An 11661-nucleotide genomic window follows, 5' to 3' on the forward strand; every position below is an offset into this window, starting at 1 on the left:
CACGGCATCCCGGAGCGAGGATATTCCTCGTGGTCAGCGCCTACCAGATATAGCGGGCAGGCTCATCGGGATAGGTTTTCAGGTGCATGCAGGTCCTGTAGTAGGACTCCTCGTCGGGTGTTGCGTTAAAAGTGGCCACGCGCGCCTCGTTGCGGCAGAAGGCATGGTACTCATGGTATTTCTCGGGAGGCAGACTGGTTGCGCAGGCGGCCACGACCAGCAGCATGCCGACGATTATCGCCACTCGTCTCATTAGCTCACCCCCTCTCCGGAACTGAATCCTTGCCTGCTTATATTTTACCGCTCATTGGCATTCCCTGAGGATGTTTGTGGCGGAGGAGGAGCACCTCCCCATAGGCTTTCCTGTCCGGGCTACCTCCTCATGCGACCGCTTTTAACTGCCTGTCGTGAATTTTTGAGAGAACCACCAGGGACAGGATGGCCCCGAAAAACGCCAGCGCCATGTCCGATTGGGTGTCCCACACATACCCCTGGGTCCCAAGGAAGGCCTCTGCCGAGTCGCCGGTCAGCTCCGCAACCCACCATTCGATCAGTTCATAGAAAGCACTGATCGCCAGGCAGGTGGCGACAATGAAAAAGTTGAGCCATTTTCGGGAATTGACCACGTTTTTGCGGATCAGTATCTCGCGGGCGATCAACGCCGGGATAAATCCCTGGGCCAGATGGCCGATTTTGTCGTAGTTGTTTCGGCCGGTGCCGAGCAGATCGCCAAGGGGGACTTCGGCGTAGGTGTAGTGACCGCCCACCATCAGGATGATGCAATGCACCAGGATCATGAGGTAGGCAAGGGGCGTCAGGGGAAATGACTTTTTCGTAAATCCCAGAATCAGAATGGCAATGACTGCGGGCAGAACTTCCAGAAACCAGGTGAAGTAACTCTTCGGGGCGATGGCCGACCAGATGAACACGGCGGCGAAAACGCTAACCCACAGGGCTTTTTTCATATCAGCGCCGCATTCTTCAAAGCCGGGACATGAAAATAATCAGTACGCCGGAAGGGTAATGATAACGGCCCTGGTCCCAGGCAGGCGGCGGGTAAGCATGTATCTTCCCTGGATGTCAATGTATCTCCCCCGAGGATGGAAACGACCCGCTTGCTCCTGGGCCTTGGCGAATTGTATCTCTTCGTATGTCTGCCTTTCGATGCTCCCCCAATTTTCGCACCAATAAACCGTATTGCTGTAACTGCTTTCATAGCCAGCCTGGTCGAAGGCCGTCACATTCCAGGTATGGCACCCGGAAACAGATGGGAGAAACAGGGTTGTGGCGGGGGCAGCAACCGTGCCGACGACCCCCTGACCCTGCGTATTCAGGTCTTGGTATAGCCTGTAACCCGCAACCGTTTCAGCAGGATTGTTGGGGTCCCAGGCAAGGGTGACCTCTTCCGCAGCGGCCAGGCAAGACATCGAAATACCCAGGAAAAATAATAGATATAATCTGGCTTTGAGCACTTCGAAATCCCCTCTGATGAAGGTATTTCAAATTCTTCTTGAGATAATCCGCTGACCACCTTACATCAAAACTCCTTAATACAGCAATCCTAAATAGTTCATTTTTTCCCCTCTTCGGGGCGTTTATATCGCCCTGCCTTCCAGCGGGGCTTTTGCCTTTGAATATCCACACAAACGAAAAGAGCCCGATCCCCATCCTACCGAAAGGCCGTCCCTCCACCAAGAAGCCCACTTTCAGCCCCGAACTAACCCTCAGCAGCCTGCCCGCCTTATAATTGGGGTGTACCACCCAAAGAACTTCAGAAAGGAGATTCACCATGATGGCAACAGGAAAAATCAACGGCGTTGACGTCGATAGGCTAGCCAGCACCATCGACGCCATCAAAGGCGACCCCGGCATAGCCTCTTTCCGCTTCAGGGCCACCAACCGCTGGGACGAAGGCGGCCACACCGAAACGACCATTCACGACTTCTACGGGGCCAGGCAGGACCTGACCCATCAACGCGATTTCCACATCCATGCCGATGAACCCGACCTGCTCCTGGGCAAAGACATGGGCGCCAACCCGGTCGAACTTGCCTTGTCCGCCCTGGCAAGTTGCCTGACGACCAGCCTGGTCTACCACGCAGCAGCGCGAGGGATCACTGTGCGTGCGGTCGAATCGGACCTCGACGGGGAACTCGACCTGAGGGGATTCCTGGGCCTGTCCGACAAGGTCCGCAACGGCTACAAAAACATCAATGTCAACTTCAGAGTCGATGCCGATGCTGACCAGTCCACGATCGACGAGCTGATTCAGCTTGCCCAGAAACGCTCGCCGGTCTTCGACATCATCAGCAACCCCGTCTCCATCAAGGTAAATGGAGGACCGATGCGGTCAGCCAAGCATTAACGGGGAAGCAAAAAACCCCGCCCGGCAGGCGGGGTTTTTTCTTTTCCTTTCGGACTTCGATGTCAGATGACAGATAAGCTGCCGGACTCCCCTGCCCCGTCATCCGCCGATTTCTCGATCGGGGTCGGACCACGCCAACAGCTTGGAATGAAGCGTTAAACATCCCAAAGATAGCTATCCTATGTGCGTAAAAGGCCCAGTTCAGTGCCAAATTCAGCTCCGTAAGAAGAGGCCTCCCCACTCTGGACCAACTGTTACTGATTTTTGAAATAGTCCCCGTACTGCTTATCTACTTCAAGGATGTGATTTAAAAACCAGTCCCGCATGAAATTCAGGACGCTTTGGGGCACTGCTGCATTTCCTTTGAAATGCTGATCGCGAAGTTGGACTAATTGCTCTTTAAAATACTTGTGCTGCTTTTTTTGCAAGGCTAACCCCTCATAACCGGTCTGCTCCAATAACTTTTCCTCGTCATCGAAATGAGTCACCACGTAGGCAAACAATTCCCTGAAATGTCCTTCAAGAAATTCTGAATTGTTTCGTTTTTCCTCGTTAAACTGGTGAATCTGGTTCAAAAGAAAGAAAAACTTTTGATGTTGAATGTCCATTTCGGGAATTTGAACGCTGAACTGGTCTTTCCACTTGAAAAACTCCATGACATTCATCTCCTTTCTGTTCCGAAAAAATGGTCCATGTCCCTCAAAAAAAGGATCATGAGGTCAGACTGAAGTGGTCAACTATCATAAAATGCCGGTTGGCTCTTGCTTATTTGAAGTGCCCTTTTTGCCCCCGAAAAGGGGCATTTAGGGGTGAATAAATGGTGTGATTTATCAATTTTTCATTTGATAACTATAAGTTACCGCGGTCCGACCCCAAACCACACTAACTTGGTCAGGCCCCCATCCATACTAATGCCCCTTGTTGTAGATCACGGGCATCTGCCCCTTCCACTTGCTCCATATTTCATCATCGGTGATGAGATCAGCCATAAAGTGGGCAACGTTGATCCGACTGGTTGAACCCGCATTGAATATCGTACTTCTGGTCGGCGAGGGATGCACCTCGTAGGGACTGACCTCGGTCTCATTGATCAAACTGTCGGGGCGAACCGCAGCCCACTCGATCGCCTCGTTACTCGGGCCGATATTGATCCGCAGGTAGTCCGCAGCCTTCTCGTTGTCCAGATGCGGAGGCAGCAGCAGCCGAAGAAGCCCGATGACGCATCGCTGGGCGAAGGAAATCGGCTCGTCAAGATCGCGGTTGCTGTTGCCGGCTGTGTTCATCAACACAAACCTGGTTGGCACTTCTGCCTTGTTAGCTCTGATGGCATTGCACAAACGGCGAGTTGCATCGGTCACAAGCCTGCGAGGGGGACCGAATATGCCATGAAAAGTCAGGTTGTGCCCAAGACACGACGCTACCGCAGCACACCCTTTGACATGCAGGGTCAGATCAGCGTCGCTAAGACTCAATACGCTTGCCTGGATTATGGACAAGCGCTTGTGATTCTTAACGTTCTCAGGCAACTTATCTGCCGATCGTAGAATCACCTTGACGTTCTGCCCCCGTTCGAGAAGTTCCGAAACAAGCAACCGTCCGGTCGCCCCGGTTCCTCCGACAACAAGGATTGTCATTGATTTAACTCTTTCTCCAGTGCCCCTTGTGGTTAGCTCGGGGGTTATTGGGTGGGCTTTCGGGCCTATCGGGACCACGCTAACACATTCGGGGCGCTTGCAAGAAATCGTCATGTTTGGCTATTGATCCGATTTTGGCCCTATAAATCGCGCTATAGCCACGTTTTACGGAAAAAATTCTGAAATTTTTCGTGTTATTTCGGCCAGTTAACTTGGTCCGGCCCGGCCACCTATGGCCAGCTGGTGTGGGGGCTAGGGGAGAAAAACCCCCGGCTACTAGATTAGATGCATTTTATTTTACTTAATGATTTTTCGATTTTATTTGCAACGTCCCCACATTCAATGGGAGTGAAGTGCTCAGATTCGAAGGTTTTGCTAAAGATGCCTGCGATGATAGTTTTTAAGTCATTTTCTAGTGTGATATTTTCTAATTTTGCAACTATTTGCGCTATTTCTTGGTCAAATTCATCATCTGGTGCTCCACCTTGAATTAATTCGTAGGGGTCCCATTTGATAATTTCACTTCGTACAATTTCAAAAATTATTTCGTATTGTGCTTTATTTTTCATTTCTGCATCAAACAATTTAAGGTGACTAACGTATCTAACGGTATCTAACGGGGTCGGACCAGGTCAAAGTGTTGATATTCCATATGATTCCAGAGAAGATCACCCCTCTTCAGGACCCATAGCCCGATTTTTGAGGCCAAAATCGGGTCCATAGTTTGCCTCTGCCTCGCGGAGCACAAATGCTTCCCCACATTTAAAAATATCGCGGGGTTTTCCTCGAGCACCAAGTGCCGCTTGGGTCTGTCGAATAAAATCAGAGCTTCCAACAGCAATGCTCCGAGTCCAGTGCTCTTCCCGCAGTCCATCCTCAGTGAGCAGGGCTTCGTCGATCCAGTCTCCGTAAACCTCTCTCAACTGACTTACGGAGGAGAATTCCAGAGCTCCCAGGAGTGCGTCAAGGTTAAGGACTAACGGGGTCGGACCAAGTTAACATGTTGATTGAAGTGGTCAACTATTTCCGGACAGTAAAATAGGATTTTTTTCCGCGACAGCAGGAGCACGCCCGCCATTTCTCTGATGGGGGCGGTACCAGTTGTAATAATCCATAAGATATCGGCCAATATCCTTTTGGGCCTCATCGAAAGATGTGTAACCGGCTGAAGGCATCCATTCACTTTTATAGCTGCGAAACACACGCTCCATCGGTGCGTTGTCCCAGCAGTTGCCCCGCCGGCTCATGCTCTGTTTTATCCGATAACGCCATAAGCGTTGGCGAAATGATTTGCTGGCATATTGACAGCCTTGATCTGAGTGAAACGTCACAGCCGTAGGCTGCCCGCGCAACTGGTAAGCATGGTCAAGTGCCGCAATAGTTAAATCGGCATCGACTTTTTCAGACAGACTCCAACCAACGACTCGGCGGCTGTACAGATCCAGGATCACGGCGAGATATATCCATCGCCCTTGTGCCCAGACATAAGTGATATCGCCACACCAGACCTGGTTTGGCTGCTGAACATCGAACTGTCGATCTAAGTGATTCGGTATGTCCGGCCTCTCAACTTTTGCCACTTTGTAGGCGGGTGGCCTGGGTTGTTTACTGACGAGATTAGCTTCTTTCATCAGCCGCCGAACTTTAAAGCGCCCGACAATTTCACCGTCTTGGCGTAGCTTGCTCATAATGCTTCGGCTGCCTGCGGACTGGCGACTTTTGTTGAATATTTCAGTAGCTTTAGCGCGCAACCGCAAACGCTCGACATCAATTTTTTTGCGGCGATCCCGATAGTCGTAATAGCTCGAACGGGGAATTTCCAATAATGAACACAGCTGCTGGACGTTTCCATGCTCCCTTAAGTGGTCGATCAGCGCGAAGATTTTAGATCGTCCGACATTAAGAGAGCGGTAGCCTTTTTTAGGATCGATTTCTCTCTTTCCAGTTTTCTGACTTGTTCCTCTAGCTCTTGGATTCGTTGTTGCTCGGGTGTCAACGCCTGTGCTTTCGGTGTCACTCCGCCATATTCGCCCTGAAGCTGTTTAACCCAGCGGCTCATGGCCGTTGACCCGACACCTGTCGCACGACAGGCTTCGGCTATTGAATAGCCCTGATCCACAACAAGTCCGGCGGCTTCGCGTTTGAACTCTTTGGTAAAGGTCCGTCTTCCCATAACTCTGAACACTCCTTGAAGGTGGCTCAATATACCACCTTAGTTGGTGTCCGGGGTTAGTAGACCACTTCAGATATTCCATATACTTCCAGAGAAAATCACCCCTTTTCAGGAGCTATAGGCCGATTTTTGGGGCCAAAATCATTCTAACGGGGTCGGACCAGGTCAAAGTGTTGATATTCCATATGATTCCAGAGAAAATCACCCCTCTTCAGGACCCATAGCCCGATTTTTGAGGCCAAAATCGGGTCCATAGTTTGCCTCTGCCTCGCGGAGCACAAATGCTTCCCCACATTTAAAAATATCGCGGGGTTTTCCTCGAGCACCAAGTGCCGCTTGGGTCTGTCGAATAAAATCAGAGCTTCCAACAGCAATGCTCCGAGTCCAGTGCTCTTCCCGCAGTCCATCCTCAGTGAGCAGGGCTTCGTCGATCCAGTCTCCGTAAACCTCTCTCAACTGACTTACGGAGGAGAATTCCAGAGCTCCCAGGAGTGCGTCAAGGTTAAGGATAGTGTTGCGCCGCCGGGTCCCGTAAACTTCTTGATACCCTCCATGGGGCCACTCGGCGGGGTGTTTGACTACTCCGGCACGTACCATGTTCAAATCGATATAGGTGAGGCACCTTGTCAGGTGCGGCCCCGATTCAATCGCCGTGGCATGATAACGGTCTTCCCAAAACGCTCCCTTGCGGCCTTTGCGCTGGTTGTATTCTTGCCCTACCCGTCCGGATACAAGCTGCATCAGCGCAGGGATATTGTTTTCGCTGCAATCATTTTTGACCAATAAATGCACATGATTGCAGGTTACCGTGTAGTTCAGGACGCTAACACCGAACCGTTTTCGTCCCTGGTATAGCCACTGAATGTAGCGTTGCCGATCCTGAGAAAACTTCAGCAAAAATTCTTTCTTATGGCATCGGTGCGTAATGTGCCAGATGTGGCCAGGGAGGAAATGCCGATTCGCTCTGGGCACAGGGATGTCCTTTCGGGGTGCGCTATCGGGGTCGGACCAAGTCAAAGCCTTAATATTCCATACAATTCCAGAGAAAACCACCCCTCTTCAGGACCCATAGCCCGATTTTTGAGGCCAAAATCGGGTCCATAGTTTTCCTCTGCCTCGCGTAGCACGAATGACTCCACGCATTGAAAAATATCGCGGAGCTATCCTCGGGAACCAAATGCCGTTTGGGTCTGCGGAAAAAATTCAACCAAAATTCCTTCTTGTGGCATCGGTGCGTGATGTGCCTAATGCGGCCAGGAAGGAAATGCCGATTCGCTCTGTGCACAGGGATGTCCCTCCGGGGTGCTTGCAAAAAATCGTAATGATTTGCTATGGGCCCAATTTTGCCGCTAAAAATCGAGCCATAGCCCTTTTTTTAGGTGAAAATTCGGGTTATTTTCGTTTTATTTCAGGCAGTTAACTTGTCGCGGCAGGAATGCCGGTTACCCGGCACCCCCCGCACAGATCCCAGCGTGCAGAACTACCACACTGGGCTCCTGCCCTAGGTCAGACGCAGAAGCGTTGATCCGGGTAAGGGTGCAGCACCCGCGCTGTGGGGATCCATCTTCTCATCATCTTTCTTTGCATACGTTCCCAGGTTAGGCTTTTGCCTTTCTGGCTTCGGCTACGGAGTGCTCGCAACCATGCAAAACCGATTTGCGTTCGGAAGGCATCACAGGCTTCTCGATTTCCAGGGACGGCGTAGTAATTGAAGTGTCCCTGCACCACCGATCGTAGCCATCTCCCTAATTCTGGAATCGGCTTATGCCGATGCCGTTGCAGGGTCTGACGGACCTTCTTTATCTTTTCGCGAAGGCGTTTCCCGATCGTTTTTCGTAGAAGCTGGAATTTTCCGTCCTTTCGGCGTTCAGAGCAGATGTGAGTGAATCCAAGGAAGTCGAACGTTTCTGGCTTCCCTTCCCCACGGTTTTTGCGGTTTTGGACGGCAAAACGGCCAAATTCGATTAACCGGGTTTTGTCGTCGTGGAGTTCCAATCCGAATTTGCCCAGTCGCTTCCGAAGTTCATCATGGAAACGTTTAGCATCCGACGGGTATTGGACTCCCATGACGAAGTCATCGCAATAGCGCACGATGTAGACTTCGCCGCGTGCATGGTGGTTTCTCCACCAGTTCACCCAGAGGTCCAAGACGTAGTGCAAGTAGATATTCGCTAGTAGAGGCGATATCACGGCCCCTTGTGGTGTCCCCACCACTGTCTTGGACCACTTACCGTCTTCGGAGACTCCGGCTCGTAGGAACTTGTGAATCAGCCGGAGAACTCGTCTGTCGGCGACACGGTGTTCCACGAACTTCATCAACCACCCATGATCGAGGTTATCGAAGAATCCGCGGATATCCGCATCCAGAACCCAGTTCACCTTCCGCTGCTTGATCGCGACGTAGATCGCATCCAGTGCGTTGTGCTGGTTTCGTCCCGGTCTGGCGCCGTAGCTGAAACCGAGAAAGTCCTCCTCGTAGATCAGTTGAAGGATTCCCACCAATGCCTGTTGTACAATCTTGTCCTCCAAGGCGGCAATGCCGATGGGCCGTTGTCGCCCGTCGGATTTGGGTATCCAGGTCCTTTTGCTCGGCTTGGCCCGATACCGTCCACCATGAAGTTGATCATGGAGTTTCGCGAGGCGCTCTTCCAAACCCTCGCCATACTCCCCCCACGTCATGTCGTCGACTCCGGTGGCCGCTCCCCGGTTGAGAGTGAGGTAGGCCGCGTGGAGTTGTTCGACACTGATGTGATGCAGTAAATTGGTAAAGCGAAGTTCCTTGTCCCGCTTCGCTGCTTCTCGTACCCTAGCCAAGCCGCTCGACGTTGCTTCCGACCTCTGTGTGCCGGTCACGGTCGCCTGGATAGGGTTCCCTTTGGCCGAAGGCCTTTTCTCCACGGACTCCGCCGGTGATTGGCCAAGCGTTTCTGGTTGAACACCTTTGTTCGTCCGCTTCAACGATACTACGCCTTCGTCCGACTTCCCAGAGACGTGCATGTCGGGTGCTCGGCCTCTTGGCCTTCCCCGACCGGACCGACCGCCGGATTACGATCGGCCGCCTCTAGGATCTCCCGGTTTCCGTGCAAAGAGCTTGCGTACATGCGCTGGTTCTCAGACTCCGCGGGTCCGATGTGCCACTTGCGTTTGCGCAGCGCACCGTACTGCCTTCCCCCTCGGACCACAAGGTCGGCAACCCGGAACAGGTGATTTCGGAGCTCAATAGCCGGGCCTGCACGCCCTCTGTCAACGCTTCGCCGCCCACCTCGCGGAGAGCCGACGCATGACTCGAGGCCATAGCTAGTCGCTAGCCTTTACTATGCGGGGACTTGCACCCCTTACTCTTTACCGGCTTTTACCGGCGCTTTCGGTCCGACCCGGACACACATGCTTGTGTTAGCTTTTTTATACATCAGCCTTCTTCGTCAGGTTCAAGTCCAACCTCAACCCTGTCAAACCACATGAACTGACTGATTGTATTTCTTGCAATATCTAGAAGCTGTGAAGAAATTTGACCACCATTTATTACTGTTGATTCGAGTTCAAAATTGCAGATACAGCCTTTAGAATCATAAAAAATACTTTTCACATAATGGGCCATATTTTTTCTTGATATTTGTTGTGAAAAATTTAGCATTTCAATTATTTCATATGCTTTTCCATAACGACTAGAAATCGCAATATCAAAGGCTGTAAAAGACTCAGGTTTCACTTGGCCTGTTTTTTCATCGAACCAATTTTTCATGATTTACCTCCACTATGGTCTGTAATAAAAAATCAAAATAAGTTTAATTCAAAAGCTAACGGTTTGGGTTTGTGGCAGCAATATTTGGCTGCAAACTGCACGGATTTCACCGAGAAGCAGGGCTGAGTCATCTGTCCACTAACCCGATTGTTAGCCGAATTTATTTTATTATTAATTTTCAACACCAAAAAGGGTAATGGCCCATTTGTTTTCTGTATTAGAATTTGGCAAATGAACCATTATGCTTCCAATGCAATTGTTTTTTTCACAGTATTTAATAATGCCATTACCAAGGTTATCGTCGTATTTCAATGTGGCATCATTTACACCAAATGGTTTTTTCAAACGCTCAACATTTATGGCCTTTAAAACATCAACATAGCTTGTAAAGTTTGAATTAAATTCAACTTTTATTTCATAGCATATTTTATTATAAAAATTTGCCGTTATGAAGCCATAGTCAGTTTTGTACTTAAATGTATTATCATCTTTAAAAACCGGTTTCCCTAAAAATTTTTCTATATTGTTTTTGCTTTTGAAAATTAAGGTTTTTGGATCAAAAAGTACTTTTTGTGAACTTTGAAAGCCATATTTATTATGAATTTTCTTGCCTATATCCCACCCCTGAAATGTAGAAATTCGTTCATCATTGATATTGTCAGCAAGTAGATCTTTGTATGGGATTCGAGCGCCACTTGTCGTGCTTGTTGTAAGTTTTTGTGCAGAAGTATCTGTGACTTTAAGTTGTTCGAGCATTACGGCCGAGACAAATAAAACCGCGGCCATAACAATCAGCCTTTTTTTTGATTTTTTTTGTTTTTTTATGGCCAGGGAAGTTCCACAGTTTTTGCAAAAGTTCCCTTCACCCACTACTGCTTTATTGCATTTTTTACAGGTTACTTTACTCACTTGTCACCTCTTTGGTAATTGATAAAAATTTGTTTCTAAAAGTTTTTTGAGGCCCTCTGATAGATTTTTATATTTTTTTTATGCATAGGCTAACGAATCTGCATCACTATCTAACGGGGTCGGACCAGGTCAAAGTGTTGATATTCCATATAATTCCAGAGAAAATTACCCCTTTTCAAGGGCTATAGCCCGATTATTGAAGCCAAAATCGGGTCCATAGTTTTCCTCTGCCTCGCCTAGCACAAATGCCTCCCCACATTGAAAAATATCGCGGGGTTTTCCTCGAGCACCAAGTGCCGCTTGGGTCTGTCGAATAAAATCAGGGCTTCCAACAGCAATGCTCCGAGTCCAGTGCTCTTCCCGCAGCCCATCCTCAGTGAGCAGGGCTTCGTCGATCCAGTCTCCGTAAACCTCTCTTAACTGACTTACGGAGGAGAATTCCAGAACCCCCAGGAGTCCGTCAAGGTCAAGGACGGTGTTGCGCCGCCGGGTCCCGTAAACTTCTTGATACCCTCCATGGGGCCACTCGGAGGGGTGTTTGACTACTCCGGCACGTACCATATTCAAATCGATATAGGTGAGGCACCTTGCCAGGAGGGGCCCCGATTCAATCGCCGCGGCATGGTAACGGTCTTCCCAAAATGCTCCCTTGCGGCCTTTGCGCTGGTTGTATTCCTGCCCTACCCGTCCGGAAACAAGCTGCATCAGCGCTGGGATATTGTTTTCGCTGCAATCATTTTTGACCAATAAATGCACATGATTGCAGGTTACCGTGTAGTTCAGGACGCTAACACCTGTCAGGCGACACGGTAAATTGACCCCCTAACGACATCAGGAT

13 protein-coding genes are annotated in these 11661 nt (G+C 50.0%); 1 reads left to right on the plus strand and 12 read right to left on the minus strand.

The genetic code is table 11. The features are described from left to right. Window positions 1–40: 40 nt before the first annotated feature. The 3 genes from DESUT3_RS10740 to DESUT3_RS10750 all read right to left on the minus strand — a co-directional run bounded on the left by DESUT3_RS10740 (window position 41) and on the right by DESUT3_RS10750 (window position 1472). Window positions 41–253: a hypothetical protein gene (locus DESUT3_RS10740; protein ID WP_221248478.1), complete on the minus strand. Its 213-nt coding sequence runs from the start codon at window positions 251–253 to the stop codon at window positions 41–43. Window positions 254–380: 127 nt separating this feature from the next. Further along, window positions 381–965, minus strand: a complete 585-nt coding sequence (locus tag DESUT3_RS10745; protein ID WP_221248479.1) for a DUF2238 domain-containing protein — start codon at window positions 963–965, stop codon at window positions 381–383. A 39-nt stretch (window positions 966–1004) separates the two neighbouring features. Next, on the minus strand, window positions 1005–1472 hold the full coding sequence (locus DESUT3_RS10750; protein ID WP_221248480.1) for a hypothetical protein: 468 nt from the start codon (window positions 1470–1472) through the stop codon (window positions 1005–1007). 317 nt (window positions 1473–1789) lie between these two features. On the opposite strand from DESUT3_RS10750, the gene DESUT3_RS10755 reads away from it, so the two are divergent. Next, the gene (locus DESUT3_RS10755) at window positions 1790–2365 is read left to right on the plus strand and encodes an OsmC family protein (protein WP_221248481.1); all 576 of its coding nucleotides are present in this window, start codon (window positions 1790–1792) and stop codon (window positions 2363–2365) included. Window positions 2366–2619: 254 nt separating this feature from the next. On the opposite strand, the gene DESUT3_RS10760 is transcribed toward DESUT3_RS10755, so the two are convergent. From DESUT3_RS10760 to DESUT3_RS10800, 9 genes are all read right to left on the minus strand, one after another. Then, window positions 2620–3021: a bacteriohemerythrin gene (locus DESUT3_RS10760; RefSeq protein WP_221248482.1), complete on the minus strand. Its 402-nt coding sequence runs from the start codon at window positions 3019–3021 to the stop codon at window positions 2620–2622. A 252-nt stretch (window positions 3022–3273) separates the two neighbouring features. After that, complete coding sequence (locus DESUT3_RS10765) at window positions 3274–3999, minus strand: NAD(P)-dependent oxidoreductase (RefSeq protein ID WP_221248483.1); 726 nt, start codon at window positions 3997–3999, stop codon at window positions 3274–3276. A 281-nt stretch (window positions 4000–4280) separates the two neighbouring features. Next, the gene (locus DESUT3_RS10770) at window positions 4281–4568 is read right to left on the minus strand and encodes a DUF1871 family protein (protein WP_221248484.1); all 288 of its coding nucleotides are present in this window, start codon (window positions 4566–4568) and stop codon (window positions 4281–4283) included. A gap of 447 nt (window positions 4569–5015) precedes the next feature. Then, window positions 5016–6172 (minus strand): IS3 family transposase gene (locus tag DESUT3_RS10775; protein ID WP_221248485.1). Its coding sequence is split into 2 segments (ribosomal slippage): window positions 5016–5923 and window positions 5923–6172, totalling 1158 coding nucleotides; the frame shifts between segments, so codons are not numbered across the junction. Between the two features lie 201 nt (window positions 6173–6373). Then, window positions 6374–7144 (minus strand): transposase, encoded by a 771-nt coding sequence (locus DESUT3_RS10780; RefSeq protein WP_221248486.1) that lies wholly within the window; start codon window positions 7142–7144, stop codon window positions 6374–6376. Window positions 7145–7678: 534 nt separating this feature from the next. Further along, window positions 7679–9169, minus strand: coding sequence for a group II intron reverse transcriptase/maturase (ltrA, locus tag DESUT3_RS10785; protein ID WP_221248487.1), 1491 nt, complete (start codon window positions 9167–9169; stop codon window positions 7679–7681). A gap of 412 nt (window positions 9170–9581) precedes the next feature. Then, window positions 9582–9914 carry a hypothetical protein gene (locus DESUT3_RS10790; RefSeq protein ID WP_221248488.1) on the minus strand — a complete coding sequence of 111 codons (333 nt, stop codon included), beginning with the start codon at window positions 9912–9914 and terminating at the stop codon, window positions 9582–9584. A 171-nt stretch (window positions 9915–10085) separates the two neighbouring features. Further along, entirely contained in the window at window positions 10086–10823 is a 738-nt protein-coding gene (locus DESUT3_RS10795; protein ID WP_221248489.1) for a hypothetical protein, read from the minus strand. Between the two features lie 165 nt (window positions 10824–10988). Beyond that, window positions 10989–11624 (minus strand): transposase, encoded by a 636-nt coding sequence (locus tag DESUT3_RS10800; protein ID WP_221252524.1) that lies wholly within the window; start codon window positions 11622–11624, stop codon window positions 10989–10991. Between the last annotated feature and the right edge of the window lie 37 nt (window positions 11625–11661).

This window comes from Desulfuromonas versatilis (assembly GCF_019704135.1).
GTDB lineage: Bacteria > Desulfobacterota > Desulfuromonadia > Desulfuromonadales > NIT-T3 > Desulfuromonas_A > Desulfuromonas_A versatilis.